Origin of the sequence: Treponema vincentii (assembly GCF_010365865.1) — a bacterium.
Taxonomy (GTDB): Bacteria; Spirochaetota; Spirochaetia; order Treponematales; family Treponemataceae; genus Treponema.
In genome coordinates this window covers 395,638-418,365 of record NZ_CP048020.1, presented here as the reverse complement: position 1 = coordinate 418,365, position 22,728 = coordinate 395,638, and the positions used below count along the sequence as shown (strand labels likewise).

At 47.6% G+C, this 22,728-nt stretch carries 19 protein-coding genes and 2 pseudogenes; 7 read left to right on the top strand and 14 right to left on the bottom strand.

Features of this window, described 5'->3' with window-relative positions:
- Positions 1–135 precede the first annotated feature (135 nt).
- Positions 136–651, bottom strand: a complete 516-nt coding sequence (locus GWP43_RS01915) for an HdeD family acid-resistance protein (protein ID WP_162662270.1) — start codon at positions 649–651, stop codon at positions 136–138.
- A 129-nt stretch (positions 652–780) separates the two neighbouring features.
- Between GWP43_RS01915 and GWP43_RS01910 the strand changes: the two genes are divergently transcribed.
- The 4 genes and pseudogenes from GWP43_RS01910 to GWP43_RS01895 all read left to right on the top strand — a co-directional run bounded on the left by GWP43_RS01910 (position 781) and on the right by GWP43_RS01895 (position 5,125).
- The gene (locus GWP43_RS01910; protein WP_162662269.1) at positions 781–2,340 is read left to right on the top strand and encodes a hemolysin family protein; all 1,560 of its coding nucleotides are present in this window, start codon (positions 781–783) and stop codon (positions 2,338–2,340) included.
- The gene (locus GWP43_RS01905; RefSeq protein WP_162662268.1) at positions 2,337–3,599 is read left to right on the top strand and encodes a hemolysin family protein; all 1,263 of its coding nucleotides are present in this window, start codon (positions 2,337–2,339) and stop codon (positions 3,597–3,599) included. Before GWP43_RS01910 ends, GWP43_RS01905 begins: the two co-directional genes overlap by 4 nt.
- A gap of 28 nt (positions 3,600–3,627) precedes the next feature.
- On the top strand, positions 3,628–3,870 hold the full coding sequence (locus tag GWP43_RS01900; protein WP_162662267.1) for a hypothetical protein: 243 nt from the start codon (positions 3,628–3,630) through the stop codon (positions 3,868–3,870).
- A 39-nt stretch (positions 3,871–3,909) separates the two neighbouring features.
- Positions 3,910–5,125: pseudogene (locus GWP43_RS01895) on the top strand (galactokinase).
- 462 nt (positions 5,126–5,587) lie between these two features.
- On the opposite strand, the gene GWP43_RS01890 reads toward GWP43_RS01895, so the two are convergent.
- The 9 genes from GWP43_RS01890 to GWP43_RS01850 all read right to left on the bottom strand — a co-directional run bounded on the left by GWP43_RS01890 (position 5,588) and on the right by GWP43_RS01850 (position 16,218).
- Positions 5,588–6,148: a glutathione peroxidase gene (locus GWP43_RS01890; RefSeq protein ID WP_162662266.1), complete on the bottom strand. Its 561-nt coding sequence runs from the start codon at positions 6,146–6,148 to the stop codon at positions 5,588–5,590.
- Positions 6,149–6,239: 91 nt separating this feature from the next.
- The gene (locus GWP43_RS01885; protein WP_162662265.1) at positions 6,240–7,097 is read right to left on the bottom strand and encodes an ABC transporter permease subunit; all 858 of its coding nucleotides are present in this window, start codon (positions 7,095–7,097) and stop codon (positions 6,240–6,242) included.
- The gene (locus GWP43_RS01880) at positions 7,094–8,143 is read right to left on the bottom strand and encodes an ABC transporter permease (RefSeq protein WP_162662264.1); all 1,050 of its coding nucleotides are present in this window, start codon (positions 8,141–8,143) and stop codon (positions 7,094–7,096) included. Before GWP43_RS01880 ends, GWP43_RS01885 begins: the two co-directional genes overlap by 4 nt.
- A complete protein-coding gene (locus GWP43_RS01875; RefSeq protein ID WP_162662263.1) occupies positions 8,136–9,830 on the bottom strand; it encodes an ATP-binding cassette domain-containing protein in 1,695 nt (564 codons plus the stop codon). The genes GWP43_RS01880 and GWP43_RS01875 overlap by 8 nt, the downstream gene beginning before the upstream one ends.
- A 9-nt stretch (positions 9,831–9,839) precedes the next feature.
- Positions 9,840–10,862, bottom strand: a complete 1,023-nt coding sequence (locus GWP43_RS01870) for a BMP family ABC transporter substrate-binding protein (protein ID WP_162662261.1) — start codon at positions 10,860–10,862, stop codon at positions 9,840–9,842.
- A gap of 156 nt (positions 10,863–11,018) precedes the next feature.
- Complete coding sequence (locus GWP43_RS01865; RefSeq protein WP_162662259.1) at positions 11,019–12,344, bottom strand: sodium-dependent transporter; 1,326 nt, start codon at positions 12,342–12,344, stop codon at positions 11,019–11,021.
- Between the two features lie 65 nt (positions 12,345–12,409).
- On the bottom strand, positions 12,410–13,789 hold the full coding sequence (locus GWP43_RS01860; RefSeq protein WP_162662257.1) for a tryptophanase: 1,380 nt from the start codon (positions 13,787–13,789) through the stop codon (positions 12,410–12,412).
- A gap of 16 nt (positions 13,790–13,805) precedes the next feature.
- On the bottom strand, positions 13,806–15,317 hold the full coding sequence (gltA, locus tag GWP43_RS01855; RefSeq protein ID WP_162662255.1) for an NADPH-dependent glutamate synthase: 1,512 nt from the start codon (positions 15,315–15,317) through the stop codon (positions 13,806–13,808).
- A gap of 55 nt (positions 15,318–15,372) precedes the next feature.
- Positions 15,373–16,218, bottom strand: a complete 846-nt coding sequence (locus GWP43_RS01850) for a sulfide/dihydroorotate dehydrogenase-like FAD/NAD-binding protein (RefSeq protein WP_203232457.1) — start codon at positions 16,216–16,218, stop codon at positions 15,373–15,375.
- Between the two features lie 529 nt (positions 16,219–16,747).
- Here GWP43_RS01850 and GWP43_RS01845 point away from each other — a divergent pair.
- Both GWP43_RS01845 and GWP43_RS01840 read left to right on the top strand, forming a co-directional pair.
- The gene (locus tag GWP43_RS01845) at positions 16,748–18,235 is read left to right on the top strand and encodes an HDOD domain-containing protein (RefSeq protein WP_162662251.1); all 1,488 of its coding nucleotides are present in this window, start codon (positions 16,748–16,750) and stop codon (positions 18,233–18,235) included.
- A gap of 75 nt (positions 18,236–18,310) precedes the next feature.
- Complete coding sequence (locus GWP43_RS01840) at positions 18,311–18,994, top strand: metal ABC transporter ATP-binding protein (protein WP_203232456.1); 684 nt, start codon at positions 18,311–18,313, stop codon at positions 18,992–18,994.
- A 78-nt stretch (positions 18,995–19,072) separates the two neighbouring features.
- Here GWP43_RS01840 and GWP43_RS01835 read toward each other — a convergent pair whose 3' ends face one another.
- Genes GWP43_RS01835 through yqeC form a run of 4 tightly spaced genes read right to left on the bottom strand, consistent with a single transcriptional unit; the run spans position 19,073 to position 21,575 of the window.
- Positions 19,073–19,366, bottom strand: a complete 294-nt coding sequence (locus GWP43_RS01835) for a hypothetical protein (RefSeq protein WP_162662247.1) — start codon at positions 19,364–19,366, stop codon at positions 19,073–19,075.
- A gap of 42 nt (positions 19,367–19,408) precedes the next feature.
- On the bottom strand, positions 19,409–19,972 hold the full coding sequence (locus GWP43_RS01830; RefSeq protein WP_162662245.1) for a 4'-phosphopantetheinyl transferase family protein: 564 nt from the start codon (positions 19,970–19,972) through the stop codon (positions 19,409–19,411).
- Positions 19,973–19,981: 9 nt separating this feature from the next.
- Complete coding sequence (yqeB, locus tag GWP43_RS01825) at positions 19,982–20,755, bottom strand: selenium-dependent molybdenum cofactor biosynthesis protein YqeB (protein ID WP_230978139.1); 774 nt, start codon at positions 20,753–20,755, stop codon at positions 19,982–19,984.
- A 49-nt stretch (positions 20,756–20,804) separates the two neighbouring features.
- A complete protein-coding gene (gene yqeC / locus GWP43_RS14420; RefSeq protein ID WP_162662241.1) occupies positions 20,805–21,575 on the bottom strand; it encodes a selenium cofactor biosynthesis protein YqeC in 771 nt (256 codons plus the stop codon).
- 459 nt (positions 21,576–22,034) lie between these two features.
- On the opposite strand from yqeC, the pseudogene rsmI reads away from it, so the two are divergent.
- A pseudogene (gene rsmI / locus GWP43_RS01815) lies at positions 22,035–22,711 on the top strand (16S rRNA (cytidine(1402)-2'-O)-methyltransferase).
- Positions 22,712–22,728: the final 17 nt, after the last annotated feature.

Genomic DNA, 22,728 nt, shown 5'->3' with positions numbered 1-22,728 from the left:
CTCGCAAACAGGTGATGGCAAAGATATTAGGCTTTTTTGAAAATCTCCACAGAATCGGGCTATCGCATGATAAAAAAACTTATCATCAACTAATGCACAGTATCATGCATCAGTTGATGAGTATCTTCTAATCGTTTACCGTCCTCTAAAGAATAAAACGATACTGATAATACCGTGATAAATAAAGTCGAAGCCGATCATGTACGCGACGAACAGGCTGGTAAAGAGCGGATGCATTAGCATGACGATGCCACAGATAATGCCCAATATGCCGACTAACAGTAAGTAAAAGCCGCCTCTTCTGGTTATGTAGCGAATTTTAAAACTGGTGGCAAGCCGCGTAATGCCGCTGAACAATATCCAAAAAGCAAATAGATACGGAATAAAGGTTGCAGCTGTGAACAAAGGACTGGAGAATACGAGAATTGAAAGCAGAATGGTGAGGATACCGTTCAGCAAAACAATCAAGATATGATCTTCTCTGTCTGCAAAATAATGGATAATTTCATACACACCGTTTATAAACATGACCACTGCTAAAAAAAATGAAAGCGACGCCAAGCTGGTAATCGGGCTGACGAACATATAGATACCCGCAATAATAGAAAGGATACCTACTATCAACGCCGTAATGCGGAATTCTTTTCTCATATCTTCCTCCTTTAAGAATGATATTCCTAATAAAAAGGTATATGCCGTATCATATTTTGTCAAGCAGGAAGCACTCTTAATAAGAAAATTGACATTTTTAAAAATTCCTTCTAATATAGTCTATCGAATATGGATACTGGAGAACCCCCGCATACGCTATTACTTCTCGTCAGTTTATTGGCGCTGTTTTTGCTGTCGATGTTTTTTTCATCGGCGGAGACGGCGTTCTTGTCTTTGAATAAGCTCAAGCTGCGTTTTTTGCGCGAACGGAATAACCGTGCAGCGGCACGGGCGGAAAAAATTCTGCAAAACAAACAAAAATTTTTATCGACGATTTTAATAGGAAACAGTATTGTCAACATCGCTATTTCCGTAGTGCTGACTGCTGCTGCGCTGCGGATATTCGGAGATTCCGGACTGGGTATTGCGGTCACTGCCGGTACGGTACTGCTATTGATCTTCGGCGAAATTTTACCTAAGTCAATTGCGTTGGTGTACCCCGATGCTTTGAGTCTTGCCTTTGCCCACTTCATCCTATTATTGATGGCAATTCTTTCGCCGATTGTTACGCTTTTTTCCGCAGTTACCGGTGTTCTGCTGCGGCTTTGCGGTATCCGTGAAGCACAAAACACAGCAGCCGTTACCGAGGCAGATTTACGCGAGTTTTTTCAGGCACGGGAGGAGGGCGGCTTTATCGGCAGCGATGAACGCACCGTGCTGACGAATATTCTCCGCTACGGCGATTTTTCCGTCCGCAGCGTAATGACGCCGCGGCGTGACATTGCAGCAATTCATATTGGAGCAGCCGCAGCAGAAATCATTGAGCTATCAAAAAAATCTCGATTTTCACGCTTCCCTGTATACAGCACGAATATCGATGATATACAAGGTTTCTTCTATATTAAAGACTTCCTTTTTTCTCCTGAATACTTGGACGAAAGCGACACCTTTCAGGTAAGCACCTATCTGCGTAAACCGCTCTTTGTGTTTGAAACAACGAAGCTCGCTCAAGTGGAAAAAAAATTCCATACCGAGCAGCAGACAATGGCGATTGTACTTGACGAGTACGGCGGCACTGCAGGGCTGATAACCGTTGAGGATGTCAGCGAAGAAATATTCGGCAATATTTTTGATGAGTATGATGTACAGGCAGACGTGGACACTCACACCGCTATGGCGGATGCAAACATACACGTTGATACGGCAGAAACGACACAGGCCGTACCCAATAACACATCACCAGCTCTATCGACGGTAAGTAAATCAGGGCAGGCAGCGGCTATAGCAGCAACCGAAGCCGACGCAACATCGGCAGCAAATGAATTCGGTATAACACCTGCGGAGATCGCATCAAACTCCATGCCGACAAGTGCATCACCAAGCGCACCGGTACGGACAGGAGCTGATGGTATAGGCAGCGATAATACAGGAACCGCTCGTAATGGAGCTGAAGAACAGGAAGCCTTCACCATCGCAGGTATTACCCGGCTTGCCGACTTAAACGAAAAGCTGAACCTCAACCTTGAATCGCAGTACAGCGACACCATCGGCGGCTACATTATGGAGAAGGCCGGAGAAATTCCGGCAGCCGGTTATTCGATCAGTATTGAACCGTATCTTTTTACCGTAACAAAGGTTGAAGCAAACCGCATTGAGCAAGTTGAAGTGCGGATGCAGGTGGAAGAATGAATCTCATTATTATCAGTGTTGAAATAATTATCCTGCTCGCCTGTGCAGCCTTTTTTTCCGGCACCGAAACCGCGGTAACGGCTATTACGCGTCCGGAATATCGCAGTCTTAAAAAAAGTTCCCGCAGGAATGCTCAACGGTTGGCTCGGCTGGTGGAGATGAAGGACAAAATTGTTACAACCGCGCTTATCGGTACCAATTTTGTCAATACGCTCAATTCGGGACTCATCACTGCTTTTACCCTCAATGTGTTCGGTGCGCAGGCCGTCCCTGCAGCAACTGCGGTTATTACCGTGCTGATCATCATCCTTGCCGAAATTTTCCCTAAAGCGCTGGCAGCCGAACGGGCGGAATCAATCGGTAAAAAAGCCTCGCTGCCGTTGTATGTCTGCTACACCGTACTCCGTCCCATTGTGGCGGTATTCTCGCTGCTGACAAAAGCGGTACTCAGGCTGTGTAATGCCCGCTCAAAAACAACGCCGGATACGCTTAAAGAAAAAGATCTCCAACTGCTCGTGCATATCGGGCAAGAAGACGGCGCCCTTGCTGCCGGAGAAGAAGCATTGCTGCGCAAAGCCGTTTTGCTGCAGGACGTAAAACTCCGCAATATTATGACGCCGCGTACGGCGATTACTTACGTTAATTCCGCCGCGACTTTCTCGCAGATTATCGAACAGTTCCGTCGCAGCCGTTTTTCTCGCCTGCCTGTCTACGATTCCAAAACAAAGACCGTTACCGGTATTATCCATTATAAGACACTGCTGTTTGCCGTGCAGGAGCGGAGGAAGCCCGGAATTGCGGCTTTGCAGCGCCCTGCAATTTTTGTACCCGAAAGCGCTTCCATCCTTTCGATTATCAGAGCGATGAATACCAATATGCAAAATATTGCAATCGTCATCGATGAACACGGCGGTGTGGCGGGACTCATTACGATGGATGATATCATTGCCGCAGTGTTCAGTACGGTGCAGGATGAGTATGGCAAGGCGCGGAACGACCCGATGCGTTCGGTCCGCTTTATCAATACGTCGCAGCTTATCCTTCCCGGCGCTCTGCGACTGGAAGATTGCAACGAATTGCTGCACACCGATTTTCACTCCGATTATTATGACACGCTCGGCGGTTTTCTACTTGAAAAATGGGGCTATCTGCCGCATACTAATGAGAGGCTCACTTGCAACCGGATAACCTTTACCGTTACCCATATCAGCAACAGACGGATCGACACCGTCGTCGCCGATCTTTCATCGGTACTGTAAGTACTGGTTATAAAACACCAGCCCACTAATGCCGAAAATAAGAGTAACCGTTGGACAACAGAATAAGGCAACCGTACCAAAAATATTTCAAACGGTTGCTTACCTTTTGTGTGAAATTTTGTCAAAAATTTCACACAGTTTATTTTATTTAGCAGAAGGATTATCACAGCAGACAGATAAATCAGAATCGCAGAATAATGAGGTTGAGCAACCATTTGAACCGCAGGTTCAATTCTGGTTAAGCAACCTCATTATTCTGCGGGGTTGTTAAAAAATAGTCTGCTGTGATAATCCTAAAGGGAGGGGCACTATGACACAGCATGAATTTATACAGTTTTTAACCGATTTGCCGGAAGATAAGATGAAGGCAGAATTGACCAAGGCCTTTATCGAGCGGTATGGAGCAGGTACGGAAGAAATCATGATGATTGCCTCCCCTGCCCGTATCAATATTATCGGGGAGCATATCGACTATAATGGCGGGAAGGTGTTCCCTGCGGCGATTAACCGGTATCTCTATGTGCTTTTGCGCAAGCGCCCTGACACAAAGATTATCTATGATGATATACGGTTTCCGGGTGCACTTGAATTTTCTTCTACGGAAACTTTCTGCTACCGGAGAGAAAATCAATATGCGAACTATCTGAATGGTATGCTCGCGATGCTGCAAAAAGGCGGATACAAACTGACAAGCGGTTTTGAGGTACTGTTTTTCAGTAAACTGCCTGCAGGCGGCGGTATTTCTTCATCGGCTGCGCTTGAAGTAGGCTTCGGACGAGCGGTCGACGAATTGTTCGGCTTTAAGGTTGATCCGGTAGAACTTGCCAAGATGGGGCAGGAGTCCGAGCATGTCTTTATGAATATGCAGTGCGGAATTATGGATCAGTTCAGTATTGCAATGGGTAAAAAAGAATGCGCGATGCTGCTCGACACGGCGACGCTTGAGTATGAATATGTACCACTCGTACTCGGTGATTACCGCATTGTCGTAATGAATACCAATAAGCAGCGTGCGCTGGTAGACTCAAAGTACAATGAACGCTGCGCCGAATGTATGGAAGGACTTGCTCTTTTTACAGAAGATTAAGCCTATTTATAATCTCTGCGACTTGACTTCCGCCGATTTAGGTATGGTTGCCGAAGCTATAGCCGATGAGCGTATCTTTAAACGGGTGCGGCATTGCATTACGGAAAATGAGCGGGTCCTTGCAGCGGTCGCGGCGCTAAAGGCCGGTAACTTGCCGAAACTCGGTGAACTGCTCAAGGCGTCCCACGACTCGCTGCGGCGCGACTATGAAGTAACCGGTCTTGAACTTGATACGCTTGCCGATGCCGCTAATGCCGAACCATGTTGCTTAGGCGCGCGGATGACCGGTGCGGGATTCGGCGGTTGTGCTATTGCCTTAGTGCAAAAAGATGCCATTGCGGAATTTACCGCCCGTGTCGGCAACGCCTATACCGAAAAGACAGGGCTGACAGCTTCCTTTTTTGCCTGCGAGGCAGGAGACGGTGCGCACAGGGTATAACGGGACAGCATGAGGTAGGTTATCTTCCCCTCACCGATAGTTACCGTATAAAAGAGAGCGGCTGCATCGCACCTTCTAGCGGATTATCGATGATACCTCCAAAAAGTCGTATAATCGGGAATTCAGGGGGCATCAACGTATATCCATCAATTTAATTGCCGTTACCAAACGTTTGTACAAACTGGTAAAATCATAAATATATCCGTATAGTTCTGCAACAATTTAAAAAGCTCAGCTTATCTATGGCGAAATTACTATGAAGAACTTTAATAGCAAGCTATTGACATTCACGGCAATTATTATATCGTTACGGTATATTAAGGAACCGACGCACCTACACCGCTGCTTCACAGATTTATACAAACGGGCACAACGGTTATTTTTTTTCATTTTAATATTGCGCTTTCTGTCCGGCGTATCGAAATCGAGGTAGATGCCAGTCACTCCTTTTTTTGAATTTCCCTACTTCCCCTCTAAATTCTCCACACACCCCGCAACACATGCTGCAACATCGGACATAGGGGCGGGCGGTTCAAAGCGGGCAACGACAGTGCCGTCCCGGGCAATAACGAATTTAGTAAAATTCCATTTGATGTCGGGGGTATTTTTATAATCGCTGTCGATCTTTTGAATAAAATCTCTCAACGTCTCCGCCATTTTTCCTGCGCCGAACCCCTCAAATTTTTTTTGTGATTTTAAATAGGTAAAAAGCGGCAGCGCGTGTTCTCCGTTTACATCCGATTTTTTCATTTGTGGAAACTTCGTGTTGTAATGCAGTGTACAAAATGTGTGAATTTCCGCATCCGTGCCGGGAGCCTGCTCACCGAATTGATTGCACGGCACATCGATTATCTCAAAACCGCTATCGTGGTATTTTTCGTAGATTTCTTCCAGCTCTTTGTACTGCGGCGTAAATCCGCAGGCTGTTGCCGTATTTACAATCAGCAGAACTTTGCCCTTATATTTGCTGAGTGAAACATCGTTTCCTTGTGCATCCTGCACCGAATAATCATAAATCATCATTGTTTACCTCCATAAAATTATATCAATTTTAGAATTATTGCCCGAACATTTGAAATAGCCAATCTTTCTTAGAATTCGCCCGGCTGCCTTGTCATTTCCCTCTATACCGCTTCCATAGGCGGATAATCAGCTTTTCGGCGATAATCAGGAAGAGTCCGAGCACGAAAGGCAGACCGATCAAGAGCGCCGGATGTTCCATACCGATCTGCGCCGCCGCGATGGTGTTTTCAAGATAGACGAACAGCAGCGCGGCACAGATTGTTCCGATAACGGAGCGTCCGCCTGCATACGCAAGCACGAGGGCGATCCACCCCTTGCCGGCGCTTTGGTTTGGAACAAAGGCTCCCAGCTGGAGGGATAATAAGCAGCCTGCCAACGCCGCCGCCGCCCCGGACATACCCATTGCCGCTATCTTTAACCGTGCGGTATGCACCCCAATCGAATCCAAAAATGCAGAGTCTTTTCCGAGTATCTTTATCCGTAAGCCTGTTTTGGTGTAGCGGCAAAAGAGCGCAAGTCCGAGGCCGGTCAAAACGGCGAGCGCTGCGCTCACCGTTTTGAGGAGCTGCGGCTGAAGCAGCAGCTCCGGCGGCAGCGCAACAATACTCCGGTTACCGAAAAACCGTGTGCTCAGTATAGAAACAAAGCCTGCAGCGGTTAAGTTTACTGCAAGTCCGAGTATGTAGATATTGGCTTTACGATAGAGAGCAAGATAGGTAATAAACATACTCAACCCTGCACCCAACGTAAGCGAGACGGCAAGCCCCGGAATAAGACCGCCGAGGTTTTCGGTTAATAGAATTCCGCCGATTCCCGTAAAGGCGCTTAAAAGCATCAGTCCTTCTATTCCGACGTTCAACAGCCCCGCGTATTCCGAAACGAGGGCAGCGCAGGCGGCAATCAGCAGCGGCGCGGCTTGTGCAATCAGTGTAATCGATGCGGTTATCATACAGGACTTCCTTTTCGTTTTTGCCGGAAAAAATCAACCGTTATCAATATAAACGCAATCCCCTGTACAATTGACGAAAGGTCAAAGGACGTGCTTGTCTGGAGCATCGCAGCCTTGCCGCCTGCTTCCATCCATGCAAAAAACAGCGCGCCGAATACCGCCCCCAACGGATGATTGCGCCCGATAAGCGCTGCGGAGATGCCGCTCCAGCCCAGTCCCGATGTAATGCCCGCATAGACATAGTGCCGCGAGCCGTATACGCTGAATGCGCCCGCAAGTCCGTGGGCTGCTGCGCCGAATGTCAGCGCCAAGACTGAAATCAAGCCGACCTTAATTCCTTGGGATTGTGCGAAGGCGCGGTTATTGCCGGTTAATCCGAGTTCGTAGCCGTAGCGGGTACGCTTGAACATCCAGAAAAGCAGCGCCGTTATTATCACCGTAAAAAAGATGCTGCTGTTCAATGTCGAAGGATTCCAAAAAGAAGTGAAGAACCACGCTTCGCTGGTATACGGGGTTGCCATCAGATTGCTTGAGGAATCCCTGAATATGTCATTCACGCCGTAGTCGATGAGCGGGAGTAGTGCGCACGATAATAAATAGGTGCTGATCAGTTCGGTAATGCCAAGAAATTGCTTCAAAAAAGCGGAAATAAAACCTAAAAGGCCGGAGCAAAGAGCCGCAAGTATGCATCCGGTGATAAGGCCGAAGGGCTGCGGGAATTGAGGTATCAGCAATGCGAATTCTACCGCGATAAACGAAGCGAGATACGCTTGCCCTTCTCCTCCGAGGTTGAAAAAGCCTGCCTTTGCCGGAAGGATAAAACCCATCGCACAGAGCAAAATGAGGGAGGCTTGGTCGAGCATATTGCCGAAATAAAAAGTATTGGTAAAAGGGGAAATAAAAAACGCGATGAGTGTTTCGAGCGGTTCTTCGCTCTGCGCCGCCAAACAGATTGCCGCTGCTGCTGCGCTTGCGGTTACCGAAATAATACTGTTTAAAAGCGGGGCTGCTTTTTTGAGACGGTGTTGTTGCGTATCTTTATTCATCTTTACTCGCCTGCATCATCGCCGCAATGATTTCCGCGCGGTTATATGCGGAACGTTCCATAAAGCGGGTCAGGACACCGCGGTATAATACATGAATACGGTCGCAGGTTTCAAGCGCGGCGTCTACGTCAGAGGTGAGTACGATAACCGCCGCCCCTTTTTCAGCGAGATTGCGGAGCCGCTGCAGCAGTGCGAGCTGCACCTTCCTGTCCAGCCCCCAATAGGGTTCGGCACAGATAACCAACTGCGGCGGCGGATTGTCGAGTTCGCGGCTGAAAATCAGTTTTTGAATCATACCGCCCGATAAGCTCAACACCGAATCTTTCCACGAACGGGGAATATCGAATGAACAGCAGCGTTTCCATTCTTCAACCGCTGCGGGGGAATAAATACCGAAGCGGTACAGCGAGGCACGTGCGCGGACATAGAGGTTTTCCGCAATGCTGTGTCTGCCGGCAATGCCGTTCCTCATCCGCTTGCTGGGGATGTAGGCGTAAGTTTCGCGCGGTATGCGGCTTAGGGGCTGCCCGTCAAACCGGATAGTACCGCTGTCCGGCTTGAGCGTGTTGACCAATAGATATTCCAAAAGCTCCAGCCCCTGTTTTTTTATGCCGACGACGCCGGTTATCTTTCCGTGCGGAGCATCGATTGAAAAATCCGAAAAGCGGACGCCTCTGCTGCTGACGGCAGCAACATGCGAAACAGTCAGTCCCGCCGCCGGTTTTGACGAAGAAGCCTGAAACTGCGATGTCGGAGAGACCGTACTCGATTGTAGCGTGCCCTTTAGCGCTGCTTTGGATAGGGATGCCGCAGATGGATGTTCCGGAGATACCGTGTCGGGTTGCGGTGAATTTGTATACGATGAAATATTAGTGTTTGATAAACCGGCGGCTGTACCGGAGTCGGCTTGAATCGGCGGAGTATCCGATTGTACTTCGGCGGCGGTCCATTCCGCCTGTTCGGAACCGAAAATTTCTTGCAGCAGGAGGTTTGCATTTACGGTAGAATCGATAGAACCGTTCCAGACCGTTTTACCGTTCCGCAGAATATGCACCGTGTCCATAAAGCTCAACACTTCTTGAATGCGGTGTGTTACTACGATAATACATGCGCCCCTGTCCGCGCAGCTGCGGAGTATGCCGTACAGCTGGGTAATTTCCTGCGGACTAAAGGAGGCGGATGGTTCGTCTAAAAAGAATACGGAAGGATTTTTAAGCAGCGCTTCTCCGATTGCCGCCCAGTGCAGCTGCGCCGTATCGAGCGTTTCCGCTTTTTGGGTGAGCGGCAGTACGATATCGTAGCGGGCGAGCGCCGCCGCAATTGCGTTTTGAGTTTTTTGGGGCGAAAGAACGTTGGCGGCGATATCTTTTTCGGTGTGTAATCCGATTGCAAGATTTTCCCATACCGTAAGCTCCGCCGAAAGCTGCGGATGCTGCGGCGTCAGCACGAGCCCCTGTGCAATACCGTCCGCAGCGGAACGTAAGTCCAGCGCTTCGCCGTTGTAAAGGATGCGGCCGCCGTCCGGCTGTAAATGACCGGTACAGAGGCGGGCAAGCGTTGATTTTCCGGCGCCGTTTTCGCCTAACAGCGCATGTATCTTACCTGCCTCAAACTCAATGCTTACCCCGTCTACAGCCGTAATACCGTTTTCCGGAAACGTAAAGCGTAAGTTTTCCGTCGAAAACACAAAGGAATCCTAGTGAGCGGATAAGGTCAATGCTCCGGTTTTAACGCCGTCTATCAGTTGTTTTACTTTTTGAGTAATGTCTGCCGGTACGGCGGAAGGTACTCCTTCAAAAGCAAAGTTTACCGCACCGTCTTTTATGCCGAGTTCTGCCGATGTGCCGAACTCCAAGCGTCCTTCCACAAAGGCAATCACGGAATCGGTACAGGCTGTCTTTTGGCTGACTTCCGTTGAACCGACGACAATGTCCTTCCCGTAGGAATAGCCCGGCCGGTCAAACCACATCACATACGCACCGTGTTCACGGGCGGCTGCCACAACGCCTGCATTTCCGCCGCCGCAGATTGTTAAGATGACATCCACATTGTTTTTAATCATCGAAGCGGCCAGTTCGGAGGCTTTTGCGGCGTCATACCAATTACCGAGGACACGGAAATCGAGCTCAAAGTTTTTATTGACGGCTTTTGCTCCGTCCAAGTAGCCTTTCCGTATTTTGTCATTCATAACCGGGAATTCCTGTCCGGCGAGAAGGCCGATCTTATACGCAGCGTTTGCATTCTTCATCGAACTGCTGCTTACGAGCGCGGCGTAGTAACCGTTGAGGTAACCCTGTTCGTACTGATTAAATCCGACTGTTTTTATTTGTGCGTTTCCGGCAAGGTAGCCGTCCAGCAGCAGGAATTTTTGTTTGGGCGCGGCTTGCAGCACCTTTTCCGCGATTGCCGGCAACGAAGGATTGGAACTGATAATGAGATCATACTTTTTGCTTAAGGCAAGCGCCGTCAATCCGTTTTGCCATTCACCCTGATTCACACCGCCTTCTACAACCTTGACGGTAACCGGTTTCCCCTTTTTGTCCAGCTGCACCTTCGCATCCTGCACACCCTCTACGAGCAATTCATACGTCGGATTTCCTTTGACAATACCGGGCACAAAGACCGCAACGGAAACCGTTTTTGGTTTTGCAAAAAGAGGTACGCCTGCGATTAGGGCAATACTACAACCGAGTATGATGATTTTCTGTTTTAACGTCATATTACACTCCTCTTTACTATATTAATTATAAATAAAGCGATTAATAAAATGGTAAAATTGTTAATCGGCAGGTACATACCGTATAATATTTATCGCTTCTTGTCTAGGATTTTTGATATGTCGATCTGCTGATGCTTGGCAACAGCTTCGATCGCGTTAGCCGATACCGCCGTAGAAAATACCAAGGATGTACACGATAAGGGTAAGGCCACAATAGATATACTTTCCCTGTGCGGCATAGACGCTGCCGACCGGCTTTAAACGGCCTTTTGAAACTTCATTTACCACAAAATCTTTACCGCATACCCAGAAGAACATAACACCGGCAAGTAAGGCGCCAAGCGGGATAATGTAGATACTGATAACATCCATCCATGTTCCGAGTATGTTTCCGTCTTCTACAATCAGCCCTACGGCAAATCCGAGACCGAGCACAATTGCAAGAGCGGACTTCCGGCTGAGCTTAAACTTTTGCTGTAGCATTTCTACCGGTGTCTCATATAGGTTGATTAAAGAAGTAATGCCGGCGAACAATACCGCAACAAAGAATATAATCGAAAACAGGGTGCCGGCAGGCATTTCTTTAAAGATCATCGGCATGGTGATAAACATCAACGGAGGCCCTGCTGTCGGTTCAAGGTTATACACAAAGACCGCGGGGATAATAACTAATGCCGCAAGCAGCGCTGCGAGCGTATCGAATATCGCCGTGAATTTTGCACTGGTCGGAGCATCTTCATTATCCTTCAAATAGCTGCCGTATACCACAGTACCGCTTCCGGCGAGGGATAACGAAAAGAATGCTTGACCAAGTGCATAAACCCACGTTTTTACATCAGCTAATTTACTCCAGTCTGCTTTAAATAAAAAGGTATATCCGTCAGCTGCTTTCGGTAATGTCGCAACACGAATGGCAAGAATAATAAACAAGCCGAAAAATGCAGGCATCATCACCTTGTTGACTTTTTCGATACCTGATGAAATACCTGCTGCCATAATTATAAAGCAGCCGATAATTGCGATACTGTGCCACGGTATACTTGAAAGCCGTCCGGCAATGGCACCGAAATATGCGCTGCTGTTCTCTGCTGCAAGCATGGAACCCGAAAAAGGCCCCACCGTAAAGCGGATAATCCACCCGACAACAACCGTGTATCCGATTGCAATACCGAGCGACCCGATAACGGGAATCCAGCCGATAGCGGCGCCGGAATTACTGCCGTGCATTTGAGTCGCTTTCAGAAACGCGCCGTGCGGGCCTGTTCTCATCGCCCGCCCTAAGCACATTTCTTCTACAATGCCGGTGTAGCCGATAACAATAACAAAAACAATATAAGGAATTAAAAACGCCGCTCCTCCAAACTGTCCGACACGGAACGGAAACAGCCAGATATTTCCCATTCCAACGGCGGAACCGATACAGGCAAGAATAAACCCAACCTGTGATCCGAATTGATCGCGTCGTGTTTCTTTATGTATCATAGCCATTTCTTTTTAATAGGTGGATTAGTGGATTAGTACGTTTTGCGCTCCGAATACCCGCTTGGCTATTTAATAGGTTCCAAATGAGCTTGGAAGTGGCGCAAAATCGGCGGTTCCCAAATAATACGGTACCCTTTCACCTGCGAAGCCCTATCCTTTATGGTGATTAACGCTTCGGCAATAACATCCAAATGAGCCTGCGTATACACACGCCGCGGGATCGCAAGCCGCGCAAACTCAAACTCGGACTTAATCTGCTTGCCCGTTTCAGGATCATTGCCGAGCATGAATGAACCGATATCGCAGGTACGGATACCTGCTTCTTTGTACAGCTCTACGCAGAGCGTATGGCCGGGGAATTCATAGTAGGGAATATGCGGGAACATTGCGTTTGCATCGACATAGACACCATGCCCGCCTGCAGGATTCTGAATGGCAACACCGGCATCAAGCAGCTGAGATGCCAAATATTCCATAGAAGCATTGCGGTATTTCAGATATTCTTCATCGATACCTTCGTAGAGACCGATAGCCAAGGCTTCCAAATCGCGGCCGGAAAGACCGCCGTAGGTAATAAAACCTTCAAACGAAATACAGTTGCCTTTAATCAGCTGGTAAATATCTTTGTTGTTTTTAATACCGATAAGACCGCCCATGTTGACGATTGCATCCTTTTTTGCGCTCATCGTAAAGGTGTCGGCATAGCTGAACATCTCGCGGACAATATCTTTAATGGATTTATTGTCATATCCCGCTTCGCGTTCTTTGATAAAATAGGCGTTTTCCGCAAAACGAGCGGCATCGATATTAAACAAGATGCCGTATTTTTTTGCGACCGCAGAAACCTCACGGATGTTTTGCATCGACACGGGCTGACCGCCGGCTGAATTATTGGTAATAGTCATAACAATCATGCCGACATTTTCTTTTCCGCATTCGTTGATATACTTTTCAAGTTTTTCAACGTCCATATTGCCCTTAAACGGAGCATAGACGGACGGTTTTTTTGCTTCCGCACACACGCAGTCTACCGGTTTTCCGCCGGATAATGTTACGTGAGCTCGTGTCGTATCAAAGAACATATTGGAAATAGCGAACTGCCCTTTTTTAAGCAATAAGGGGAACATAACTTTTTCCGCTGCACGGCCTTGATGTACCGGCTGGATAAATTCGTATCCGAAAATATCCTGTCCCGCTTCGAGCAATTTAAAGTAGCTTTTGCCGCCGGCATACGCCTCATCCCCGACCATGACGCCCGCCCACTGTCTATCGCTCATTGCGTTTGTTCCGCTGTCGGTTAATAAGTCGATGTACACATCTTCCCCGCGCAGGTTGAACATATTGTACTTGGCCGCTTCAAGCTTTTTGATACGCTCTTCGCGGGTTGTCATCTTGATGGGCTCTACCATTTTGATTCTAAACGGTTCCGGCACATACTTTTTCATACGGTTTTCTCCTTTTTTACTGCGCTAGATATTCGTTAATGCTCGCCGCCGCTTTGCGCCCTTCGCCCATAGCGAGGATGACAGTTGCCGCACCGAGTACGATGTCTCCGCCCGACCACACTTTCGGGATACTGGTTTTCTGGTTTTCATCGACGATGATGTTGCCGGTCTTGGTTACCTGCAATCCTTCCGTCGTCTTTGCCATCAGCGGGTTAGAGCTATTGCCGAGCGCAACGATAACCGTATCCACCGGGATTTGGTGTTCGGTGCCCGGAATGGCGACGGGGCTGCGGCGGCCGGAAGCGTCGGGTTCGCCGAGTTCGTAGTTTAGTACTTCGACTGCGCACACCTTGCCGTCTTTGTCGCCGATAAAGCGTGTCGGGTTTTGCAAAAAGCAGAACTCAACGCCTTCTTCTTCCGCATGGGCGATTTCTTCGGCACGGGCGGGCATTTCGGCACGGGTGCGGCGATAAATACAGTACACTTTGTCGGCGCCGAGCCGGTATCCCATACGGGCGGCATCCATCGCGACGTTCCCGCCGCCGATAACCGCAACAACCTTTGCAGGATACAGCGGCGTATCCGCTTTATCTTCCTGATAGGCTTTCATCAAATTGGCGCGAGTTAGGTATTCGTTTGCGCTGAATACGCCGATGAGGTTTTCTCCCTCAATGTTCATAAACTTAGGAAGCCCAGCGCCGGTACCGATAAAGGCTGCATCGAATCCGTCTTCTTGAAGCAGCTGTTCCAGCGTTGCCGTCCGTCCGACTAAAAAGTTGGTTTCAAATTTGACGCCCATCTTTTTAAGATTTTCCACTTCTTTAGCGACAATGTCTTTGGGGAGCCGGAATTCGGGGATTCCGTACACCATAACGCCGCCCGTTTTATGGAATGCTTCGAATACGGTTACCGCATGACCGGCACGGCGGATATCGGCAGCGGCGGCAAGTCCCGCAGGTTCCGATCCGATAATTGCGACTTTCTTTCCGGTATCGGGAGCAACCGGTGGAATCGTCGTCTTATTATTGTTTCGTTCCCAATCCGCAACAAAGCGTTCCAATCTGCCGATTGCAACCGCCTTATCCACTGATTTATGCATTTTGCCGACGGTACATACTGCTTGGCACTGTTTTTCTTGCGGACATACGCGGCCGCAGATAGCGGGAAGCAAGTTCGTCGTTTTAATCGTATCGACAGAAGCCTTAAAATCTCCCTTCTGAATACAGGTGATAAATTCGGGGATGGGTATACCGACCGGACAACCCTGTACGCAGGGGCGGTTCTTACAGTTTAAGCAACGTTCCGCCTCTATCCGCGCCTGTTCTTCGGTATAGCCGGTTGCAACCTCGTCCATAAGGCGGGCTCTGGCATGCGGTTCAAGTACCGGCATTTCCTGTATCGGGATAGCGCCGCGATCCTTCATTTTTAATTCTTTATCTTTCAGTTCGCCCCAATATGTTTTTGCCTGTTCCGCAAGTTCTTCACGGGGCACATAGTGATGTTCGGTATTTGTATTTTCATTTTCCATTTCATACTCCTCTATCCGGCAAGTCTCCGAAAATGCCGGTTCATCCTTGTTCGGATTAATTGGCGCCGTTTGACAGTCCAATTCTGCATGCATGACGATCGTGATCTTCCCGTTCCTTAAAGGCCTTCATCCGCATCATCATATTGTCAAAATCGACTTTGTGTCCGTCAAATTCAGGTCCATCTACACAGACAAACTTTGTCTTTCCGTCAACCGTAACGCGACATCCTCCGCACATTCCAGTGCCATCAATCATAATCGTATTTAACGAGACCACCGTGTGTATTCCGAACGGACGAGTTGTTGCTGCGCAGAACTTCATCATAATCGGTGGACCGATTGCGATAACCTCTTGAGGCGGCGCTGCGCTTTCGCAGATTTCCTTTAACGGTTCGGTAACCAGCGCTTTTCGGCCGTAGCTTCCATCATCCGTTACGATAATGAGCTCATCCGCTATCTTGCGCATTTCTTCCTCGAAAATCACGAGTTCTTTTGTACGACCGCCGATGATAATGATAACTTCATTACCGGCACGTTTATAAGCTTGGGCAATCGGGTGTAAAGGCGCCGTACCAATACCGCCGCCGACACAGACAACTTTTCCGACCTTTGCAATATGCGTGGGATTACCGAGCGGACTGAGAATTGCCGCAATCGAATCGCCTACTTCTTTTCGGCAGAGCTTAATCGTGGTTGCCCCAACTGCCTGAACGACAAGGGCTATCCACCCTTCGGAAGGATCGGCATCGGCGATGGTAAGCGGAATGCGCTCGCCGTAATCGATATCAAGCTGAATAATAACAAATTGTCCTGCCTTTCTCTGACGGGCAATTTCCGGTGCCGCAACGCGCAGATAGAAAACATCTTTTGAGAATTGTTTCTTCTCTAAAATCGTGTGAATCATTCGACCTCTTTATATAGATAAAATATGGTATCATTTATAGGTGATACACATTTCGTGCTATTTTACTCGTAATGGTACGGAATATCAACAGGGCAACCGTATCAAAAATATTTTTAGCGGTTGCCTTCCTTCTGTGCGAAATTTCATAGGTATAAGATGAGCGTCTACAATGCTGCCGCTCATCTTAACCGTCAAGTTTTCTTTCGAAAACTTGCGTATTGACGTGTGCGCCTGAGGCGCACCAATGCAACGGTTTCAAAAATTCATATTTTATTCAACTGTTGCATTTCAGGGAAATAAAATTTCGCACAGTTTTCTAGCAAATAGGTAAACACATCAGGCAGGGTAGATAAAAATCGCAGAAAAATTGAGACTGTGAGACCATTTGAATCACGAAGAGATTCAACTCTGGTCGAATAGTTTCAATTTTTCTGCGGGGTTGTTAAAAAGACGGCCTAATGCGTTTACCCTAGGAATATCAATATAAAGCATTGCGAAAATTATCAATCTCTCATATACTGAATATATGGATACTGTTGCAACTATACCGGTAGATAAAAACAAAATTAAACAAGCGGTGCAGATGAATATTCCCATCTCGATTAATACTTATACGCTCCCTAAGGAAACGGAAACCTATATCGTCGATGTTGCAAAGGCTTTCCTCGGAGCAATTCATCAGGACGCAATCCAAGACTATATTGTCTATTGCCTCAATGAACTGACCACAAATGCGAAGAAGGCAAATACCAAACGGGTATATTTTAAAGAAAAGGGCTTCGATATCTATGACCAAAAGTCCTACGACGAGGGAATGCTTAATTTTAAACAAGAAAGTCTCGATAACATTGAATACTATCTGCAGCAACAAAAAAAAGCGGGTCTTTATATTAAAGTTATTATGCAGGTAAAGCAGGGACACATTATTTTCGAAGTACGAAACAATGTCCAAATGGTCGCAACAGAATTTAAGCGTATTTTCGACCGAATGGTGGTTGCACGAGACTATGAAAATATGGATCAAGCCTTTATGCAGGCGATCGACGATACGGAAGGGGCGGGACTTGGTTTAATTATTATGCTCCTTATGCTTAAAAAAATCGGTTTGCAAGAGGATGCATTTGAATTGATTGCCGAAAAAGATTTAACAATTAATCGGATTACCATTCCAATTGATTTTGAAGCAAACCGGCATTTGGTGGAATTGACTAAAACGATTGTCAATTATATTGAAGAAATCCCACAATTCCCCGAAAAAATCATGCAAATACAGCATCTCATCAACGATCCGAATGCAACGATGGGGACAATTGCATCTTTTATCAGCGATGATATTGCGTTAACAACCGATCTTTTAAAACTCGTCAATTCGGTTGCGTTCGGCCTTACAAAGGAATGTATGAGCATTACCGAAGCGGTCAAAATGGCCGGTTTACGGGGTATTCAACATCTGTTGTATTCCGTTGGGACGCTACAAGTTTTAAAAGTAACGGGAAATGAACAGAAAAGACTATGGAACCACACATATCGATGTGCATTTTTTGCATATAACCTTGCTAAAATGCAAGGGAAAACCCATCTTCTCGAAGAAATATATGTCTGCGCCTTGTTACATGATTTAGGTAAGATTGTATTCAGTTCCATTTATCCGGAAGTACTGGAAAAAATCAAAACCTTGCAAGCCGAAAAAAATATCCCCGATCAGGTCATAAAGAGCGTGATGTCGGGCATGGAGCACCAAGCAATCGGTGTTGCCGTTGCGGAAAAATGGCATCTCCCCGCAGCTATTATCAATACGATAAAATACCAATACGAACCGGAAGCTGCCCCTAAAAAATATTATGAGCTCGTTTCTACGGTCAGTTTTGCCGAATTTATGTTGCAGTTTTTTGACGGTAATATCAGTTATTATCAAATTCCACCGGTCTTATTAAAGCAGCATAATATTGAAAATGAGGCACAGTTACGTGAACTATGCGGGAAGCTCAATGCCAAATTCCACGAACCCGTATAACACATTAGTATGAACGAACAAGAATCTCTTCAACCGGCCTCTATTCCCGCACACGAGCACGGAGATGCATGCGGGATGGTCTGTGTTCAAGGCTTATCTTTTAAATACGGCGCCGGTAAAAAAGCATTATTTGAAAATCTCTGCCTTACGATTAAGAAAGGAGCATACATCTCAATTGTCGGCGAAAACGGTACGGGGAAAAGTACGTTGATAAAGCTGATTCTCGGACTTTTAACCCCCAACACGGGCAGTATCCGGTGCGGAGCGCGCAGTGTCGGCTATGTACCGCAAAAAAAAGCGTCGATAACGGGATTTCCCATTACTGTTTACGAAACGTTAAACTCGTATCGGATATTGCGCAAGCAGCACGACAAAGGCGTTATCGACCGCTATCTTTCGGATGTCCGGCTGCTCGATTATAAGTATGCTTTGGCAGGAACGTTGTCCGGCGGGCAGCTGCAAAAAATGTATATAGCGCGTGCGCTTATCGGTGAACCTGATTTGCTCATCCTTGATGAACCGTCAACAGGAATCGACATACAGAGCCAGCAGGAAATCTACGCTTTTATTAAAAAATTAAATACTGAGCAGGGGCTTACGGTTATCTCCGTAGAGCATAACCTCGACGCGGCAGTACTCAACTCAACCGATATTTTTCATCTTGCAAACGGATGCGGACACTTATGCAATCCGCAAAAATACGCGGCGGAGTTCCTTCACTTCCGCCGCCCGCCGTATACTGCGGATGCCAAACTTTAAAAAACTAAGCGCCCACAGCCGTCGATTAATACCGTTGTTCGACGCATTTAAAGGGTACCTGTAGATATCCGATCGTATTCAGAAGTCGTTTTTTTCATCGTACTGCCGTTCAGACCGGATAAATGCCGATAAAATACTGAATAGAGCGATCACATGAGCTGCGATAACGATACCGGCGCTATCTTCATAGATTCGCCAACTGCGGATTGCATTCAAACCGATACAAATGATGCCTGATATATATACTACGCGCCCCAGCCAGCGCAACGGATGCTTATTTTTAGCTGCCCGTACAAGGTTGATAATCCAGCTTATCGACATGATAAGCAAAAGAGCGCCGATAACACACAGTATCGCCGTATTTTGATTCATAAAATACCTCTTTACTTTCTAATTTATAGAAGCGTTAAAAACTCAATCGGTCATTAGCGGTTCTTTCCATTTGTCGGAAACCTTATACACCGAAACGGGATGTATGTTTCGACCGCATAACGAGATTATTACCTCATCATCCGTCAACGTATAGAGGCATTCGTAAATAGGTTGGGCTAAAACATCAACGCTTTTCGGTGAGCAATGAAACCCCTTCCCCGTGTATTTGAGATACGCCTCCTTTTGTGTCCACAACTCGTAAAACCGTTTATCAAACAATGTCATGTCTTGGTAAAGATAGCTGTTTTCGGCATCGGTAAAGCAGCGGCTTGCAACATGCGGTTTTGCAGCGCGCAGCCGTTCAATGTCAGCTCCGATCTCATCATCGGATAATGCAATAATATATGCCCCATGCGTATACGATAAACTGAATTGCAGCGCTGCATTTTTCAGGTACGGCTTTCCATACTTTCCGTATTCAAACCGGAGCTGATCGGGACAATGAGGAATCCGTTCGACAAGCGCAGCCTTCAACAATTTTCTTGCTTGCGTGCGCTCTTGTTCTGAAGATAACCCATTATGCCTGCAAATCCACAGCTCCGTCATTGTTCTATCTCATGGTACGATACCGCGGGATAGCAGCGCCGTCAATACCGCCCCACCGAGTGAGCGTGCCTTGTCGGAAATGGTAAAGCAATTGTTCAATTCGGTAAGGCGCGGGTCTATATCCGCCATTTTGAGACCGCGTCGAACGACAAACCCATCGGGCAGCATACCGCGGATTATCCCGTTAAGCGAAGCGGCAACATCGATAATGCTACCGTCCGCCTGTATGATGCGAGCGATGACTTCACCGCGGGTAACGGAAGAACCGATATCGTGTATAACGCGCAGCGTACCTTCCGCCGGTGCATGGATAACCCGCAAGACGCTTTCTCCGCCGACCAGTCCGGGAACGCCGGTGTTGGGAAGCGCCGTTCCTCGATAAATCAATCGCGCTAAATTATGCCCGCGCATTGTTTCGATAACAATATGCGCATCTTTTCCTGCGGTAAAGCCCGGCCCCAGCGCAATCACAAGCGGCGCCATATCGAGGCGGGTACCGCAATTTTTCTTTGCGATGACGGCATCTACGACGGCAGCTGGGTGCAAAATGTCGATCAGTTCTCCTGTAGGGTCAACCGCAATCGGGATAAAACTTGTAGGATTTGCTTTGGAGTCGGTCGCGGCGCCGGTTTCGGTCGCAAGAGTATTGATACCGGTTGCAATCACCTCTGCACCTGATAAGACGGTTGTAATCGCCTCTGAACCGTGCAGAGCGACCGTAGTATCGGCACCGGATTCACTATCATTTGCAGACAAAATAGCTGCGGCTTGTTCTTTTGCAATAAGGCGCGCTTCGATTCCTTCTATTATACAATGCCCAAGCCTAACAGCCTCACTGAACGCAACGGTGCGGCGGATGGCGGATGGGTTTGCGGTTTCCAGTGCAAGGACACGAAAACCTGAGATATGGATTACTGCGAGTACCCCGCTGGCTAAATCGCCTGCCCCGCGCACGATAATAAGCGGTGAGGATTGCTTCATGTTCGCTCCTCGGCGCGATACAGAGTACAAAACAGGTACCGCGTGCCTTAAAAAAAAGTCCGTTCGGATGAAAAACCGCTTGCATAATATGAGTAAGTCGCAGCGGTCTGTTCATCTTTGCGGTAGTAATGTTTAAAAACCGTTCCGGCCGATGAACCCATGTTTCATTCACCGGCTTGCCGAGCGTCCGCGTGGAAATAAGTCCCACCGTCTTTGTGGTACGAGGATGAATGACAGGCTCGGTATCGTTCCAGCCCTTAACCGCCCGCCGTTTACTGCCGTCCGCTTCAATTAAAACAACATCATAGTTATCGCAGAGACTCTCGATTACCCCTGACGGCGGTGCACTCAACTTTCCTCCTGCCTCCGTGCCGAAAAAGGACACGGCAGCATTAAGCCGTTCTTTTTCGCGTACGCCCATCTTTGTAGTAGTAGTTACCGCAACGCGCAACCCCAAAGCAGCGAGTTCATTCGCCGTCGTAATCATAGACGTAGTTTTGCCGCCGCTCCCGATAAACGAGACGACATCACCGCGACGGAGGCGGAGTTTTTCCGTAAGGGGGCATATACTTCTGCGATTAAAATTGAGGATACGACATTGTCGGTTTATGCGTGCCGGCATGCTCTACATCCGAGAATATGGACATGCTTATCTGTTTTACTGCGGTCAAATAACCGGGCAATCAGATATGAATCGGCTGGAATAGGCGCTTTACACACAGGACAAAAACGGTCTGCATCGGGCTCGATTATCGGATAACAGTGAGGACACCCATAGATTGAGCATAAGCTATCGGTTCCTTCCGATGGGTAAACCTTTGTTTTTAACTGCTCCCCTTTCTTTAATACAGTACAGCAAATAGGGCAGACGCCGGGGGCTCCCGGTTTTCCTTTCGGCAAATATTTTGCATCCCCTATTTTTCTACTTTTAAAAGTAAATAAGAAATAAGCGATCCCCATTAATAGTATACCGATAAATACCAATATAAACCATGAAAGCGGTGAAAGAAACGTACCCATATAAATAAGATACACGATTCATGGACTTGCGACAACCTATAAAACGCAGTATACTTTTGTCGTGGCATCGTTATATATAGTCGGAACACCGATTGGAAACTTGGGCGATATTACAGTGCGGGCATTGGAAATTTTCAAAACGGCCGACTATATTGCCTGCGAGGATACACGGCACACGCTGGGGCTTTTAACCCATTTTGAGATACGGAAGCCACTTATTTCGTGCCGGTCGCAGAACGAAGCGGAGGCCGCACAGAAGATTATCAGCCTATTGGCTGAAGGTAAAGATGTCGCTTATGCGAGCGATGCCGGTACTCCGGCTTTGAGCGATCCCGGCGCCGTTCTCGTCAAGCTGGTACGTGAGGCAGGGTATCCTGTTGTCCCTATCCCCGGGCGCTTCCGCATTTGCGGTTATGGTCAGCATCGCGGGAACGGGCGACTCTTCGGTGCTTTTTGAGGGGTTTTTATCCCCCTAAACAGGGGCGGAGGAAGCGACGGCTTCAGGAGTTGTTCGATATGCAAACGGGTTTTGTACTCTACGAATCCCCGTTTAGAATTATCAAGCTCCTACAAGATATTGCCGATATTGATAGCAACAGACAGGTTGTTGTCGGCCGCGAGCTGACCAAGCTGCATGAAGAAATTTTATCCGGACGGGTTTCGGATATTTTACATACATTACAGGAGCGGCAATCGATAAAAGGCGAGTTTTCTGTTTTTGTATCAGGGAAGACTTAATTTTTTTGATAAAAATG